At 64.1% G+C, this 15380-nt stretch carries 14 protein-coding genes; 5 read left to right on the top strand and 9 right to left on the bottom strand.

The annotated features are described in order from the left end of the window. Positions 1–3: 3 nt before the first annotated feature. On the bottom strand, positions 4–1677 hold the full coding sequence (gene xseA / locus NLY43_RS10540; protein ID WP_023686817.1) for an exodeoxyribonuclease VII large subunit: 1674 nt from the start codon (positions 1675–1677) through the stop codon (positions 4–6). 91 nt (positions 1678–1768) lie between these two features. Between xseA and NLY43_RS10535 the strand changes: the two genes are divergently transcribed. Next, positions 1769–3967 (top strand): bifunctional diguanylate cyclase/phosphodiesterase, encoded by a 2199-nt coding sequence (locus NLY43_RS10535; protein ID WP_023723354.1) that lies wholly within the window; start codon positions 1769–1771, stop codon positions 3965–3967. A 6-nt stretch (positions 3968–3973) separates the two neighbouring features. Here NLY43_RS10535 and NLY43_RS10530 read toward each other — a convergent pair whose 3' ends face one another. Beyond that, positions 3974–4930: a LysR substrate-binding domain-containing protein gene (locus tag NLY43_RS10530; RefSeq protein ID WP_023695095.1), complete on the bottom strand. Its 957-nt coding sequence runs from the start codon at positions 4928–4930 to the stop codon at positions 3974–3976. Positions 4931–5108: 178 nt separating this feature from the next. Between NLY43_RS10530 and NLY43_RS10525 the strand changes: the two genes are divergently transcribed. Beyond that, the gene (locus NLY43_RS10525) at positions 5109–5399 is read left to right on the top strand and encodes a DUF1127 domain-containing protein (protein WP_023670560.1); all 291 of its coding nucleotides are present in this window, start codon (positions 5109–5111) and stop codon (positions 5397–5399) included. A 233-nt stretch (positions 5400–5632) separates the two neighbouring features. On the opposite strand, the gene NLY43_RS10520 is transcribed toward NLY43_RS10525, so the two are convergent. The 4 genes from NLY43_RS10520 to NLY43_RS10505 form a co-directional block, all read right to left on the bottom strand. Continuing rightward, a complete protein-coding gene (locus NLY43_RS10520) occupies positions 5633–6694 on the bottom strand; it encodes a DUF937 domain-containing protein (RefSeq protein WP_023710135.1) in 1062 nt (353 codons plus the stop codon). Between the two features lie 90 nt (positions 6695–6784). Then, complete coding sequence (locus tag NLY43_RS10515; protein ID WP_023710134.1) at positions 6785–8158, bottom strand: glutamate--cysteine ligase; 1374 nt, start codon at positions 8156–8158, stop codon at positions 6785–6787. Between the two features lie 114 nt (positions 8159–8272). Next, complete coding sequence (locus NLY43_RS10510) at positions 8273–9007, bottom strand: 16S rRNA (uracil(1498)-N(3))-methyltransferase (RefSeq protein WP_023710133.1); 735 nt, start codon at positions 9005–9007, stop codon at positions 8273–8275. 31 nt (positions 9008–9038) lie between these two features. Continuing rightward, positions 9039–9686, bottom strand: a complete 648-nt coding sequence (locus tag NLY43_RS10505) for a hypothetical protein (RefSeq protein ID WP_023710132.1) — start codon at positions 9684–9686, stop codon at positions 9039–9041. A gap of 86 nt (positions 9687–9772) precedes the next feature. On the opposite strand from NLY43_RS10505, the gene NLY43_RS10500 reads away from it, so the two are divergent. Continuing rightward, positions 9773–10471: a type 1 glutamine amidotransferase gene (locus tag NLY43_RS10500; protein ID WP_023710131.1), complete on the top strand. Its 699-nt coding sequence runs from the start codon at positions 9773–9775 to the stop codon at positions 10469–10471. A 277-nt stretch (positions 10472–10748) separates the two neighbouring features. Next, on the top strand, positions 10749–10889 hold the full coding sequence (locus tag NLY43_RS10495) for a hypothetical protein (RefSeq protein ID WP_006206855.1): 141 nt from the start codon (positions 10749–10751) through the stop codon (positions 10887–10889). Here the strand turns inward: NLY43_RS10495 and NLY43_RS10490 are convergent. Genes NLY43_RS10490 through NLY43_RS10480 form a run of 3 tightly spaced genes read right to left on the bottom strand, consistent with a single transcriptional unit; the run spans position 10886 to position 13655 of the window. Continuing rightward, a complete protein-coding gene (locus NLY43_RS10490; protein WP_023686824.1) occupies positions 10886–11653 on the bottom strand; it encodes a metallophosphoesterase family protein in 768 nt (255 codons plus the stop codon). The genes NLY43_RS10495 and NLY43_RS10490 overlap by 4 nt on opposite strands. A 55-nt stretch (positions 11654–11708) precedes the next feature. Next, positions 11709–12845: an alpha-hydroxy acid oxidase gene (locus tag NLY43_RS10485; protein ID WP_023710130.1), complete on the bottom strand. Its 1137-nt coding sequence runs from the start codon at positions 12843–12845 to the stop codon at positions 11709–11711. A gap of 12 nt (positions 12846–12857) precedes the next feature. Next, positions 12858–13655: an FCD domain-containing protein gene (locus NLY43_RS10480; protein WP_023695102.1), complete on the bottom strand. Its 798-nt coding sequence runs from the start codon at positions 13653–13655 to the stop codon at positions 12858–12860. Positions 13656–13860: 205 nt separating this feature from the next. Here NLY43_RS10480 and NLY43_RS10475 point away from each other — a divergent pair, with 205 nt between their 5' ends. Then, entirely contained in the window at positions 13861–15183 is a 1323-nt protein-coding gene (locus NLY43_RS10475) for a DUF3422 family protein (RefSeq protein ID WP_023710129.1), read from the top strand. Positions 15184–15380: the final 197 nt, after the last annotated feature.

Below are 15380 nucleotides of genomic sequence, written 5' to 3'. Positions count from 1 at the left end.
CCTCTAAAAAAGCGAGCCCTGATTGCCCGGCTCTTTCGGTTTGCTGGCCGTCGGCTTTGCAGCGGGTTTGCTGGCGGGCGGCGTGGCCGCTGGTTTGGCAACGGCCTGCACCCGCTCGGCGTCGCCGGTCGCGACTGCATTTACGATGCCGTCGGCGAACTCCAGCTGCAGGCCAGCGCCCGGCGCCACATCAACTGCCAGTTTGATCACCGCGCCGTCGGCATCCTTGACCAGCGCGAAGCCGCGGGCCAGCACAGCCTTGTGCGACAGCGTTGCCATCAGCCTCTCGGATTGGACGATGCGGCCGCGCAGTCGCTCCAGCCTGAGCAGTACCGCTTGCGTGCCGCGTCTCGTCAAAGCTGTCAGCAGATCCCTCTGCACGGTTTGCCGCCGTGCCGTTGGCTCGATCGTAATGCGGCCTTGCAGCAAAGCCAGTTGCTGCCTGTGCCGTTGCAGGGATGCTTTCGCACATTTTGGCAACTGATCCGCCGCACGATTCAACTCCGCGCGCCGGGCTCTCGCCAATGCGCGCAGCGCCCCTTGAGCGCGCAAAAGGTTGCGGTCGTTGGTGCGTCGCGCCTCGGCAATTCGCCGCGACAGCGTTGCCGGAGTGAGCTTCACGGCGAAGAACCGAGCTTGCTTTCTTTCGGTGGAGACCATCAGCCCCCGGCTAAGCCGGCTGGCCGCCTCGTCCAGCCGCCGTCGCGGCAGCGCCAGCAACTGGTCGGGCGAGGGCAGCGCGCGGGCGGCCGCACGCGAGGCCTGCCGCTTGCGTTCGAAATTGCGCAAGGTAGCTGCTTTGAGCCGTGCGCCAAGACTGGCTAGTGTCGCTTCGAGGTCTGCTTTCACCGGCACCGCGATCTCCGCCGCACCTGTCGGCGTCGGTGCGCGCATGTCGGCGACGAGGTCGATCAAGGTCCAGTCGGTCTCGTGCCCGACGGCCGAAATCACCGGAATGCGCGAGGCGGCGACGGCGCGCGCCAGCCCTTCATCGTTGAACCCCCAGAGGTCCTCGAGGCTGCCGCCGCCGCGCGCCACGATCAGAAGGTCGGGCTGGGCAATCGCGCCATCCCAGGCCAGCGCGTTGAAGCCGTTGACGGCGGCCGTCACTTCCGCCCCCGCCGTCTCGCCCTGGACTCTTACCGGCCAGACCAGCACATGCAGCGGAAAGCGGTCCTTGATGCGATGGATGATGTCACGGATCACCGATCCGGTCGGCGAGGTGACGACGCCGATGGTGCGCGGCATGAACGGCAGCCGCCGCTTGCGGCCGGCATCGAAAAGTCCTTCGGCCTGCAGTCGCCGCTTGCGCTCTTCCAAAAGCGCCATCAGCGCCCCGGCGCCGGCGGGTTCTAGATTGTCGATGACGATCTGGTAGTTGGATTTGCCGGGATAGGTGGTGAGTTTGCCGGTTGCGATCACCTCCATCCCCTCTTCGGGACGGAATTTCAGCCGGCTCATCGTGCCTTTCCAGACCACGGCATCGAGCCGCGCGCGGTCGTCCTTCAGGGTGAAATAGGCATGGCCGGAAGAGTGCGGCCCGCGATAGCCGGAAATTTCGCCGCGCACCCGCACATGGCCGAAGACATCCTCGACCGTGCGCTTCAGCGCGCCGGAAATCTCGCTCACCGTGTATTCGGTGGCATTGGTTCGTGATTCGGATTCTGCGTCGCTCATCGGCCGATTGAGCGGCTGTTGTCGCTCCGCGTCAAGATTCCATAACTTGATCTTAAGCCTGGCCTGATTGACTCTGGGCCAAGGAGGACGCATGAGCGCCCGCAAACAACGCAGCCCGTTGACGTTCCAGGTCACCCTGACGGTGCTGACGCTTGCCGTTTTTGCACTGGCCATCGTTGTCGGCTTCGGCCTTTACGCCACCATGCAGGCCGACCGGGTCTCGCTCGAGCGGGAGAAGGTTTTCCTTGCCAACGGCCTGCAGGACCAGATCGCCGCGGTAAAGCGCGAGCAGGAAAGCGTCGCCGTCTGGGATGATTCCGTTATAAACGCCAAGGCCGGCAACCAGACCTGGATGGCCGAGAATTTCAGCGTCTGGATGTACTCGTATTACGGCCACAACCGGGTCTATGTGCTGGACAACGCCAACCGGCCGGTCCACGCCATGCGCGAAGGCAAGGTCGTGTCGCCTGCCGTCTTTGGCGAGGACGAACCCGCTTTGCGGCCGACCATCGCCAGGTTGCGCCAGATGATGAGCAAGGACGCAAGCCAGGCCGGCGCAAAATTCGTTGCCGACGATCTGGTCTCGCTTGGCGGTCAGCCTGCCATACTCAGCGTCATGCCTCTGGTGCCGAGTTCGGATCGCGTCACCCAGGCATCCGGCAGCGAATATCTGCATGTCTCCATAGAGTTCATCAACGACGCGGTGATCGGCAAGATCGCGCAGAAATATCTGCTGGCGGGGGCGCATCTCCTGCCGATGGCTCAGCCGCTTGGCTCGGCTGCCATTCCGCTTATCGACAAACAGGGTGTCATCCTCGGCTATATTGCCTGGGACCAGGAACGGCCCGGCCTGACGCTGGTGGGCAAGGCCAGCCCGGCCCTGGCTCTGGCCGCGCTGGTTGCGGCGAGCGTGCTCGCCTTTCTGCTCCGGCGTCTGCGCCGTGCGTCATCGGCGCTGCAGACCAGCCAGGCCCAGGCGCAATATCTCGCCTTTCACGACACGCTCACCGGCCTGCCCAACCGGGCACTGTTCGAGGACAGGCTGCGGCGTGCCTTGCTTACCTCCGGCAATGAAAGCAAGGTCGCGCTGCTTTATCTCGATCTAGATCGCTTCAAGCATGTCAACGACACGCTTGGTCACCCGGCAGGCGACGAACTCGTGCGCCAGACGGCGGCCAGGCTTCAGCATACGGTTCGCGACGTCGACACGGTGGCAAGACTGGGTGGCGACGAATTCGCGGTGATCCTGATCGATGTCCGCGACGTAAGGAACGCCGAGGATATTTCCGAGAGGGTGCTGCAGAAACTGCAGGAGCCGTTCAAGCTGATGGACGATCAGGTCTTTATCAGCGCCAGCATCGGCATAGCCTTGTCGACAGGCCCTGATGCCGACGCAGACGATCTGCTGCGCAAGGCCGACATCGCGCTCTACGAAGCCAAGAAGAACGGCCGTGGCCGCTACCAGGTCTTCGCCGGCGACATGGACGACCTTTTGCTGCGCAAGCGCAAGGTCGAGAGCGAGCTGCGCAGCGCGCTGAATGGCGGCACCGGTATCAAGCTCGCCTACCAGCCGGTCTTTGCCAGCGACGGCAAGACCATTGTCGGCGCCGAGGCGCTGATCCGCTGGGCGCATGAGGTCCATGGCGCACTGCCGGCGGCGCAGTTCATCGCCATCGCCGAGGAACGCGGCATGATCGGGCAGCTCGGCGCATGGGCCCTGCTGGAAGCCTGCCGCTTCGCCGTGAAGACCAAACTGCCGTGGCTCGCCGTCAATGTCTCGCCGCTGCAATTGCGCGACGCCGGCTTTGCCGAAGAGGTTGCCTCGATCCTCGCCGAAACCGGACTGGCGCCGAAGCGCCTGCAGCTCGAAATCACCGAAAACGTTCTCTTGGAAAACAACGACACCACCAGAGCGGCTCTGGCAGCCTTGCGCCAGTCGGGCGTCGGCATTGTGCTCGACGATTTCGGCACCGGCTATTCGTCGCTGAGCTATCTGCGCCGCCATGCCATCGACAAGCTCAAGATCGACCGCTCCTTCGTGCGGCTTCTCGACGGCGACGGCAATTCGGGCGCCATCGTCAAGGCGCTGATCGATCTCGCCGGCGCGCTCAAGGTCGAGGTCACCGCCGAGGGCGTAGAGACCGAGGTGCAAAAGGCGCTGCTGGTCGCCATGGGCTGCCAGCAGCTGCAGGGCTACCTCTTGTCGCCGCCGCTGGAGCCGGCGCAATTGGTGGCGCTGCCCGGCCTGTCGTCGGCCAACGCAACGACGGAGGCGGCAGCGTCGGCCTGATCGTTCCTACCAGCCAGGCAGGATCTGGTTCGGCTTGCTCCGCTTCATCTTGGCGAAGGCGAGCGAGGCGAAATCGAAGCTTCCCGTTTCTTCGCCGAGCGGCACGGAAATATTGTCGAGGCTTTCCGAGATGTGTCGGGCCAGAGCGTCGACGATTTCGGGACGCGAGGTCTGGCCGCGCATGATGCCGATGCGGCAGTCGGGCAGGGCGCCAAAACCGTCGGCTTCGCCCAGCACTCGCATGCCGGGCCGCAGCGCGCATTCCGGCAGCACCGAGATCGCCAGCCCCGACAGCACCGCGGCGGTGATGACGGTGGCCGAGAAGCTGGTGAACAGGATTCGATAGTCGCGGTTTTGCCGGTCGAGCACATCGACGGCGGCGCGCCGCCAGATGCAGTTCGGCCGGCCGAAGGCCATCGGCAGCACTTCCTGTTCGTGCGTGGCATGGTTGGCCGAGGTCACCCATAGCAGCGGCTCGCGCCGCACCACTTCCGACTGGCCGCGCGTATCGTTGTGCGTCACCAGCGCAAGATCGAGATTGCCGCGCTTGATATGCTCGACCAAGCCTGGCGTAGGCTCGCAGATGACGGTCAGTTCGACGCGCGGGTTTGACCGTGTGAAGCGTGCCATGATTTCGGGCAGGAACCGGTCGGCATAGTCGTCGGGGGTGCCGATGCGGATGGTGCCTTCGAGCCGCTGGTCATCAAAGGCGGCCAGCGTTTCGCGGTTGAGATAGAGCAGGCGGCGCGCGTAGGAGAGCAGCTTGTCGCCTTCCTCAGTCAGCCTGTTGGTGCGGCCGTCCTTTTCGAACAGCGGCTTGCCGATCCGCTCTTCCAGCCGGCGCATCTGCATCGACACCGCCGATTGCGTGCGCAGCACTTCCTCGGCCGCGCGGGTAAAGCTGCCGGTATCGGCAATCGAGATGAAGGTCTGCAACTGGTCGAGATCGAGTGGCGCTTTCATCGGTCCAATCCATCACTAGCGTTGATGCTAAAGGTTAGAAACATTCGTTGGATTAATCAATCGGTGCGTGGCAAATTCACATTGTCCACATGAAAGCATGTGAATCGAGACCGGAACGGCCGCTGTCCCCAGCGCCGATCGCCTGGTCTTGTCCAGTTCGAGTCTGAAGGAGACCGACATGACCACGTTTGATTTCGCCACCGAGACCTCGCGCATCACCTCGCGTCCGGCCGTTGCGACGCGCGTGGCCAACACCCTTCTCAATGCCTACCAGGCCTGGAAAAATCGCCGGGCCTTCTATCGCCTCGGCGAGATGTCGGACGCCGAACTCGCCGATATCGGCCTGACGCGCGCGGACCTCCATGTCGCCATCGATGTGCCGTTCGGCGCCGATCCGACCGTGAAGCTGCGTGCGATTGCGAGCGATCGCGCCGATACAATCGAAGATCTCGCCCGCCAGATAGCGTGATATCGGGCGCATTGTTTCGGTTGCCGTGAACCTTTCTCAGGCTCGCTACGACCAACGAGTATAGCAGGCTCCCCACTCCCTGCCGGTTCCCCGCCGGCCAGCCTGCACACTGGCCCGGTCCTCCTCCAGGACCGGGCTTTTCTTTTAAAGCTCCGTCGTCATCGTGCGGTCTGCGCCGCGTCGCTTCGTTCCTTGCTCCGAAGCCACGAAGGTCAGCGCCCAACTACCGCCAACTACCGCCGGTCCATGTCCCGCTTGAACTGGTCGAAGATCGTTTCCACGCCCTTCTGATAGTCGTCGCGCTGCTGGGCGCCGGTCTCGAACATCTTGCCGAAAATATCGTCGAACGGATTGCGTGGCCTGCCGCTCGGATTGGCCTGCGGTTGCGGCGCCTGGCGCTCCTGCGGTGCCTGTCGCGGCTGGGGTGCTTGCGGCTGCTGCGGCGCCGGCTGCCCACCGGGCAGGCCGAAGCCGCCACCGCCGCCTTGCCGCATCATCTCTTCAAAAATCTTGCCCAGCGGGTTGTCGCCGTAAGGGCTCTGCGTCTGTTGCGGCTGTGTTGGCTGCTGCGGCCGGCCCTGCGGTTGCTGTGCCGCGCCACCGCCGAACATATCCTGCAGCACCTTGCCCAGCGGATTGTCGCCATATGGGTTGGGCGCCTGTTGCGGCTGGCTTTGCGGCTGTTGGGCGCCGCCGCCGAACATGTCCTGCAGCACTTTGCCCAGCGGGTTCTCACCGTAAGGATTGGGTGCTGGCTGCGGCGCAGGCTGTGCCCCGCCGCCCGCCTGCCGCATCATCTGTTCGATGATCTCGCCGAGCGGATTGCTGCCGCCGCCGAAGCCACCGGCGGCCTGCATCTGACCCCCGGTCAACTGGTTTGTCGTCTGCTTGAACAATCCGCCCATCACCATCGAAGCGATGGCCGGCAGCATCTGCTGCAGGATCTGCTGGCTGACGCCGGTCGCCTGCGCGGCCTGGCTGGCCACCGCGCGCGACAGCTCCTTCGAGCCGAACAGATGACCCAGAATGCCATTGCCCTCATTGACGCCTTGCGGTGAGAAAGCCCTGGTCGCGTCCTCGAAGTATTTGGCGTGCTGGCCGCTCGCCATCGCCGTCATGAAGGCGCCGAGCCCATAGGGATCGGCGGTGTTGCGTTGCAGCCCTTGCGAGAAGGCCGGCAGCAGAGCGGCGACAGCCGCCTGCGTCTGCTGCATGGAAAGCCCGTACTGCTGGGCAAGCGCCTGCATGCCGTTGCCGTTCTGCGCCTGCGCCAATATGTCGAACAAGGTAGGCATCGGTTTCTCCTCCGGGAAATCCTCGAGGGAGAACCTAGTTCGTTTCGATGTTCGATTGAAGCGGCTTTTGCCGCTGCTCAAGGCGCGACGCTAATACGCATATTCCATGAACACCGGCTCGATCGAGCCGCCCCAGCGCGTGTGGTAGGCCGACAGCATTTCCTCGGCACTGGTGGTACCGCGCGCCACGACTTCGTCCAGCGTGTTGAGGAACGAGGTCTCGTCATAGCCGTCGCGGTTCTTCCTGCCGCGATTTTTCAGCCCAAGGCGCGAAATGGTCATTACATCGCGGCCGATCTCACGCAACGTCGTGTTGCGGAACGGCGCGGAAATGCCTTGTTCCGGCACCGCATTGCGCATCGCCAGCGTTTCTTCATAGGTCCAGCTCGAAGTCAGCGCCTCGGCGGCGTCGAGCGCGGCCTCGTCATAAAGCAGCCCGACCCAGAAGGCCGGCAGCGCGCAGATGCGGCGCCACGGCCCGCCATCGGCGCCGCGCATTTCGAGGAAGCGCTTCAGCCTGACGTCAGGGAACAGGGTCGACAGATGGTTCGCCCAGTCGCCCATGGTCGGCAGTCCGTCCGGTACTTCATTGCGGGCAGCGCCGGCCATGAACTGGCGGAAGGTGATGTGCGTCATGTCGTGATAGTGGCCGTCGCGGATGACGAAATACATCGGCACGTCGAGCGCCCATTCGACATAGTCGGCAAAGCCGAACTCGGGCGAGAAGCAGAATTCGAGCAGGCCCGAGCGCTGGTTGTCGGTGTCGCGCCAGATGTCGCCGCGCCAGCTCTGCAGCCCGTTCGGCCGGCTGTCGGTGAAGGGCGAGTTGGCAAACAGCGCCGTCGACAGTGGCTGCAGCTTCAGCGACACCTGCATCTTGCGGCGCATGTCGGCTTCGCTTTCGAAGTCGAGGTTCACCTGGATGGTGCAGGTGCGATACATCATGTCGAGACCCTTGGTCCCGACCTTGGGCATGTAGCGGGTCATGATTTCGTAGCGCGATTTCGGCATTTTCGGCGTCTCGGCGAGCGACCATTTCGGACTGCCGCCGAGGCCGAGAAAGCGGATGCCCATCGGCTCGGCGATCTCGCGCACTTGCGCCAGATGCGCATTGCCCTCCCGGCAGGTCTGGTGGATCGTTTCCAGCGGCGCGCCCGACAGCTCGAACTGGCCACCAGGCTCCAGCGAGATCGCGCCCTGTCCGGTCGGCTCGACCAGGCCGATGATGCGGCCGTCATCGATGATCGGGTCCCAGCCGAGCTTTTGCTGCATGCCTTCGAGGATGGCGCGGATGCCGCGCTCGCCGCCATAGGGCACCGGCGCGTTCCCGTCGACATAGAAGGGGAACTTCTCGTGCTCGGTCCCGATGCGCCACTTGTCGCGCGGCTTGTTGCCTTCGGCCAGATGCTCGACCAGTTCGTCGATGCCTTCGATTGCCCGGAAATCGGTTGTGTCGCGCGCCATGGGGCCCCCTCTGCGGCTCTCGGAGCCCGCCGGCGCTAAATGGACGAAATGTCAGCAGCCGATCAAGCGAAAAATCCTGAGCCACAGGTCAACAGGAATTGATCTTTACGCTTCTTACCAGTCTCCGACCGTCGCCTGCATCACCGCAAGCGCCGCTACAGCTGCTGTGTCAGCGCGCAGGATGCGCGGCCCGAGCGGGATGGCAGTGACGAAGGGGAGCGCCCGCAGCATCTTTCGTTCGTCGTCGGAAAAGCCGCCTTCCGGTCCGACCAGCAGCGCCAGCTTCTTCTCCGGCACCGCCTGCAATGCCGGCAGCGGATTGTTGGTCGAGGCGTCCTCGTCGCAGAAGATCAGTCGCCGCTCCTTGTCCCAGCGGGAGAGCAGACGCTCGAATTTCTCGGCTTCTCGCACTTCCGGCACCGCCAGTATGCCGCATTGCTCGGCCGCCTCGACGACATTGGCGCGCAGCCGGTCGATGGAGGGTTTTGCCACTTGCGTGTGCTGGGTGATCACCGGCTGCAGGATGCCGGCGCCCATCTCCACCGCCTTCTGGACGAGATAGTCGAGCCGGCCCTGCTTCAGCGGCGCGAAGCAATAGACGAGATCGGGCAGGGGCGGCTGCGGCCGCTGCAAGACCAGTACCTTCAGCCGCAGCGCCTTTTTCGACTTGGCTGTGATCGCCGCCGACCACTCGCCGTCGCGGCCGTTGAAGACCAGGATCTCGGCGCCCTCTCCGAGCCGCAGCACATGCATGAGATAATGGCTCTGCTGCTGTCCGGCATCGAATTCGATACCTGCTGCGAGATCGTCCGGCACGAACAGCCGCTGCATCTTGTAATTGGCGCGCATCGCCGAGGAATGGGCGAGGCGGTGCCTGGCGTCAAGCCTTGGCGGAAGGATGCCACACCGCTTCAAAGCCTTGCCGCAGCACCGAAACGGTCGTGGCCGGTGTGAGCAGGCGCAGCGACCGGCCGGCAAGGCTGTCGAAGGCCGCCGCATCGCCATAGCCTGCGAACGACCAGGGCAGCGCGTTAGCGCCGCGCAACGCATAGGCCGAGCCGCCATCCGCGATCATCGCTCCGTCCGGCAATTCGGCAAGCTCTCCCATGGTGACATCAGGTGGCTTGCCGCCGGAAGCCAGCCGCTCCTTGTGCAGCCGCTTGTCCACCATTGGCGCGCGCGGTTCGTTTACACCGAAGACTTTGCCGAAACGCCCGACAAAATCCGTGGCTCGTTCACGCCGGCAATAGAAACAGGGACGGTGCCCGGCGGCCAGCGCCGTCACCTCGTCGAGGAAGAACAACTCGGTCCAGCCGGCCCTGCCGCCCGGCCTGTTCCTGCCCATCGGCTCGCGCCGCACATTGCGGAATTGGCAGACGCAGATGATCCAGGCCGGCAAGGCCCAACGCTTTTTCAGCAGCGTCTTGGTCTCAGGATCGTGGATGATGCCGCGATTGCCGGTGAACAGGCCGCGCTCGGATATGGCATGGATGGCGCCGAACGGATCGACCCGGTTCTGCAGTGGCATAGCTCTCTCCCGAATACGCATCTTGGCTGCAATACGGGCGACATGATATCGCTCGTCGCGTCATTTCATGTCAGCAGGGTTTTGCGATGCGGGTGCTGGTGGTCCAGAACTACGACAACACCGGCCTTGGCCAGGTTGGTGCCGCGCTCGCCGAAGCCGGCGCCGATCTCGACCTGCGCCGGCCCTACAAGGGCGATGCGCTGCCGGACGACGCGACCGGACACGATGCCATGGTGATGCTTGGCGGCGGTCAGAATGCGCTGGCCGACGATGACTACCCGTATTTCCCGGCGCTGCTCGAACTGACCCGCGATTTCGCCGCCAAGGATCGCTCGGTTCTCGGTATCTGCCTGGGCAGCCAGTTGGTTGCCCGCACTTTCGGCGGTGAGAACCAGATCGGCGCCGCCTCGGAATTCGGCTGGCACAAGGTATCGCTGACGCCGGACGCCAGAACCGATCCGGTGCTTGGCGCACTTCCCCAGGATTTCCCCATCTTCGAATGGCACGACGACACTTTCGCGCTGCCGTCAAATGCGGTGCGGCTTGCCGGCAGCGAAATTGCTGAGAACCAGGCGTTCCGTATCGGCCGCGCCGTCTACGGCTTCCAGTTCCATTTCGAGGCCGACCGGCCGATGGTGAGGGACTGGAGCACGTCCTTCGCGCCGCTGATTGCCGATCGCCATCCCGACTGGCACGACCGCCTCGACAGCGAAATGGCACGCAACGGCCCCGAGGCCGACGCCGCGGGTTTGGCCATTGCCCGCGCCTGGGTGGCGACGATCTGAACCCAGCCAACGCGCGGCCGTTGCATAATTGGCACGCGGCGGGGAATCTGCCGGGGACAACTTCTTTCGTCCTTGGTTTGTGGCCGAACGCCATCCTACAAGGCGCGCGCTATGCATCGGCAATGCAACCGCGATGAACCTTCTGTGTGATCCGCGCGACACACCGCCGATACAGAATCGACCTACAAGCGCGAAATCGTCGAAACTTTGAGACGAATTCTCGGTTTCAACCCATTGGTAACCGCCTCGTGCCCAGATGCAGGAAGCTCAACTAGAGATGACGTCCGTGAAAGCAGCGCTTCTGTCCTTTGTCATGCTGTCTGCCATCGTTTTGTGCGGTCTCGGCATTTATTCCGCCGATGCGGCCAACAACCATCAGGCCGTCGACGGCTACGGCGTCACCGCCGCGCTTCGCTAAAACGCTTTTCCCTGCACAGTCAGGATACGCTTGTCCGCGCCGTCCACGGCGAGCGCGCTGAGCATGCCTGACTGCCAGGCGAGCGTGTCGACATTGACGCGGTTCGGCATCACCTCCGCCTCCGGCACCGGTGTGTGGCCGTGCACGATCACCTTCGGGTAAAGCCCTGGATGGTTGTGGAAGACGTCGCGGATCCAGACCAGATCCTGCGGGCTCTGGCTCTCCAGCGGCACGTCAGGCCTGACGCCGGCATGGCAGAAGAAGAAATCACCTGATATCAGTGACAATTGCAGCGACCGCAGGAAGTCGACATGGGCTTGCGGTACAGCATTGACCAGTGCCTGGTGTCCCCGCCGTAACGCCTCGGCCTTGCCGAACCAGCTTGCGTGTCCCGCTAGGTCGACGCCATAGGATTGTGCCGTCTGCACGCCGCCATAGCGGATGAACAGCCCTTCCGGGTCAGGCTCGTCGAGAAAATCGAGGAAGCCGATATCGTGGTTGCCGGCCAGCATCAGATGCCGTGGATCGCGTTTCTGTGCCTCGATCAGGAAGTCTATGACGCCCTTGGACTCTGGTCCGCGGTCGACATAGTCGCCGAGGTGGATGACGCGCCAATCGCTGGTCGGCTTGTATTCGAGTTCGCTCTCGATGCGGCGATGCATGGCGGCGAGCAGATCGAGCCGGCCATGCACGTCGCCGATCGCATAGAGGCGCATGCCATCGGGCGCGCGCGCGTCGAGGTAGTGGATGCCGGTCTCGGTCAAGGCGGCTTCGTCTCCGTGATCCAGCGAGGCTAGGGTCTAATCGGTGAACAAGACCCTATCGCCGCAACTGGTCCTTGCCCATCTCGGTCACCAGCCGTTTGCCGCACAGTGCCAGCGTGATGTCCATCTCCTTGCGGATGATGTCCAGCGCCAGGGTCACGCCTTGCTTGCCCATGGCGCCTAATCCGTACAGGAACGGGCGGCCGATATAGGTGCCCTTGGCGCCGAGGCAAAGCGCCTTCAGCACGTCCTGGCCCGAGCGGATGCCGCCGTCCATATGCACCTCGATCCTGTCGCCGACGGCATCGGTGATCTCTTCCAGCGCCATGATTGACGACGATGCGCCGTCGAGCTGGCGCCCGCCATGGTTGGAAACGATGATGGCGTCGGCGCCGGTCTCGACCGCCATCAGCGCGTCCTCCTTGTCGAGAATGCCTTTCAGGATCAGCTTGCCGCCCCAACGTTCCTTGATCCAGGCGACATCCTTCCACGACAGATGCGGGTCGAACTGCTCCGTCGTCCACGATGCCAGCGAAGCGACGTCGCCGACGCCCTTGGCATGGCCGACAATGTTGCGGAAGGTGCGGCGCTTGGTGCCGGCAATGCCCATCAGCCAGCGTGGCCGCATGGCGATGTTGGCAATGTTGGCCAGCGTCATCTTGGGCGGCGCCGACAGCCCGTTGCGGACATCCTTGTGGCGCTGCCCCAGGATCTGCAGGTCAAGCGTCAACACCAGCGCCGAGCATTTCGCAGCCTTCGCCCTGTCGATCAGGTCGAGCACGAAATCCTTGTCGCGCAGCACGTAGAGCTGGAACCAGAACGGCTTCTTCGTCACCGACGCGACATCCTCGATCGAGCAGATGCTCATCGTTGACAGCGTGAACGGCACGCCGAATTCCTCTGCCGCCTGCGCCGCCAGCATCTCGCCATCGGCATGCTGCATGCCGGTCATTCCAGTTGGGGCAAGCGCAACCGGCATCGCCACTTTCTCGCCGATCATGGTCGATTCCAGCGAGCGGTTGCTCATGTCGACCAGCACGCGCTGACGGAATTTTATCTTCTGGAAGTCCTCTTCGTTGGCGCGGTAGGTGCTTTCGGTCCAGGCGCCGGAATCGGCATAGTCGAAGAACATCTTCGGCACCCGCCGGCGCGCCAGGTCCTTGAGATCGGCAATGGTGAGGATGTCGCTCATGGTGGTTCCTCGTTAGCCAGTCGTCTTGAAGCCGTCGTCGGCGTCGGAGCGCTGCTTAAGCCTGAGCCGCGACACGCGCTGCCAGTCGCCGCTGCGTTCGGCCTCGAGCATCGAGCGCTCGACATAGGAGATATGGTCCATCGCCGCCTGGCGGGCAGCTGAGGGATCGCCGGCCTTCACGGCTTTGTAGATCGCGCCGTGCTGGGCCAGCAGCGCCTCGCGCGCTCCGGGCACGCTGAACACCAGAAGCCGGTTCTGGAACACGCCTTCAGACAGCAGCCGGTAGCAGGAGCGCAGCGTGTGCAAGAGGATGATGTTGTGCGCGCATTCGCACACAGCATGGTGGAACTCGACGTCGATTTCCGCCTCGTCGTCGAAATCGCCGGTGCGGTGCGCCTCGTCCATGCGCGCCATGATGCGGTCGAGCAGCGCAATGTCGTCCGCTGTCGCGCGCCGCGCCGCATATTCGGCCGCCACGCCTTCGATCTCGCGGCGGTATTCCAGATAGTCGGTCACCGCCTTGCGGTGCATCGAGATGAGGTCGGTCACCGGCTTGGTGAACAGCTGGCCGATGACGTCGGCGACATGGGTGCCCCCGCCGGCCTTGGTGATCAGCAGCCCGCGCCCTTCCAGCGCCTTCAGCGCGTCGCGCAGGATCGGCCGCGACACGTCGAACTGGCGCGCCAGCTCGCGCTCGCCCGGCAGCCGGTCGCCGGTGCGCAGCACGCCTTCAAGGATCAGGCTTTCGATCTGCTGCACCACCTCGTCGGCGGTGCGCGAATGCTCGATCCTGGAGAAAATATCGCTCAACGGGGGCCCGGGAAATTGAACCTGTGTCGCGCAAGATAAAGCCAGCGTCGCCAACTGGTCAAATTATTTATCCAATTCGCCCAATCGGGTCGGTCTGCGCGTCGCGCTGGCAGGACCTACGATGCTAGACTTTGGTGTTTACGCGCCTCATGGATTGCCTTTAGAGCACGCTATTACACGAAGGGTCGAGAACAGGGGGGCCACCGTGTCGGACGAGACGTCCAACCTCGAATTCCAGCCGCGCGCCCAGGGCAGCGTGATGGGCTTTCCTGCGCATGAGGGACGGCCCGGCGCAATCGGCGAGGTCCATGCCCGGCCGCATCCGCTGATCGAGAAGCCGCGCGTGCTTGTGCAACTCGCCTTCATGACGGAGGGCGGCTCCGGCGTCGACATGGCCGTGCTCTCCGAACTTTCGCGGCGCCTCGGCATTGCCGCGCCCGACCGTCATGCCCGCCACCACGCCATGAAGTGGGGCAAGGGTACGCTGCGCTGGGAGCGGCATACGGAATTTTCGACCTACCTGTGGGAAGGGCCGCTGGCCGAAAGCAGCAGGGCGCAGGAGGATTCTCCTTTCGGCAACGGCTTCTCGCCGCCGGGAACGGTGATCTCAGGTATAAGGCTGGAGATCCGCAAATGGACGCCGGCAAGCGAGAAGCTGATTGCGGCCTTCGACCCGACGAGCCTGTGCTATTCGCTGGTCGAGCGCGGCAATGCGGCCATAGTCACCGATTTCCGCCAGGACGGCGACGGCCTGACCCGCATCCTGGTGCTTGATCGCGGCCTGACGCCGGCGCGGACCGGCGCGCTGTCGCAGCGGCTGATCGACCTCGAGACGTATCGCACGCTTGCCATGCTCGGCCTGCCGCATGCGCTGACCCTGTCGGGCCGCGCCCGCCGCATCGAGGACCGGCTGGCGCAGACCACGCTGGAAATGAAGGTCGCTGAAACCCGCGACAGCCAGACGCTGCTCGCCGACCTGACCGAGCTTGCCGCTGAACTCGAGGCTGATGCCGCCTCCAGCCTCTATCGCTTCGGCGCCAGCCGCGCCTATGACGGCATCGTTGTCGAGCGGCTGCAAGCGCTGGACGAAGAAGCCGTGGCCGGCTACGACACTTGGGGCGGCTTCCTGCAGCGGCGGGTGGCGCCTGCCATGCGCACCTGCCGTTCGGTCGAAGAGCGCCAGGCCAACCTGTCGCGCAAACTGACCCGCGCGACCACGCTGCTGCGCACCTGGGTCGATGTCGAGGTCGAGAAGCAGAACCGCGATCTGCTGGCGTCGATGAACAACCGTGCCCGGCTGCAACTGCGGCTGCAGCAGACGGTGGAAGGCCTGTCGGTGGCGGCAGTGTCCTACTATGTCGTCGGCCTGATCTCCTATCTCGCCAAGGGCGCCTCGATCTTCGGCCATGCCTTTGCACCCGAAATCGTCACTGCCGCGGCGGTGCCGGTCGCCATCGTGCTGGTCTGGTGGGGCGTGCGGCGAGTCAGGCGGATGCATTCCGAGTCGGCGAAACATCCGGGGGAGTAGGAGCGCACTTTACCCTCCCCCTTGTGGGGAGGGTCGATCCGCATAGCGGATCGGGGTGAGGGTGCTCGTAAAGAGCTTTCGTCGCGCGGACCCCCACCCCGCTCACTGCGTTCGCGACCCTCCCCACAAGGGGGAGGGTTAAGATCCATAGCGGCAGATTGCCGCTGCGGAAGGCTGGCACTACGCTCTTTGCCCGA

The organism is Mesorhizobium sp. C416B, from assembly GCF_030323165.1.
Classification (GTDB): domain Bacteria; phylum Pseudomonadota; class Alphaproteobacteria; order Rhizobiales; family Rhizobiaceae; genus Mesorhizobium.
This window is presented reverse-complemented; position numbering and strand designations above follow the sequence as displayed.

Coding starts and splice junctions, on each gene's coding strand:
- NLY43_RS10520 (WP_023710135.1), bottom strand. CDS start 6,694: ATGCCTACCTTGTTCGACATATTGGCGCAGGCGCAGAACGGCAACGGC.
- NLY43_RS10500 (WP_023710131.1), top strand. CDS start 9,773: ATGCGGGTGCTGGTGGTCCAGAACTACGACAACACCGGCCTTGGCCAG.
- NLY43_RS10530 (WP_023695095.1), bottom strand. CDS start 4,930: ATGAAAGCGCCACTCGATCTCGACCAGTTGCAGACCTTCATCTCGATT.
- NLY43_RS10485 (WP_023710130.1), bottom strand. CDS start 12,845: ATGAGCGACATCCTCACCATTGCCGATCTCAAGGACCTGGCGCGCCGG.
- NLY43_RS10525 (WP_023670560.1), top strand. CDS start 5,109: ATGACCACGTTTGATTTCGCCACCGAGACCTCGCGCATCACCTCGCGT.
- xseA (WP_023686817.1), bottom strand. CDS start 1,677: ATGAGCGACGCAGAATCCGAATCACGAACCAATGCCACCGAATACACG.
- NLY43_RS10510 (WP_023710133.1), bottom strand. CDS start 9,007: ATGCGCGCCAATTACAAGATGCAGCGGCTGTTCGTGCCGGACGATCTC.
- NLY43_RS10495 (WP_006206855.1), top strand. CDS start 10,749: ATGACGTCCGTGAAAGCAGCGCTTCTGTCCTTTGTCATGCTGTCTGCC.
- NLY43_RS10535 (WP_023723354.1), top strand. CDS start 1,769: ATGAGCGCCCGCAAACAACGCAGCCCGTTGACGTTCCAGGTCACCCTG.
- NLY43_RS10515 (WP_023710134.1), bottom strand. CDS start 8,158: ATGGCGCGCGACACAACCGATTTCCGGGCAATCGAAGGCATCGACGAA.
- NLY43_RS10505 (WP_023710132.1), bottom strand. CDS start 9,686: ATGCCACTGCAGAACCGGGTCGATCCGTTCGGCGCCATCCATGCCATA.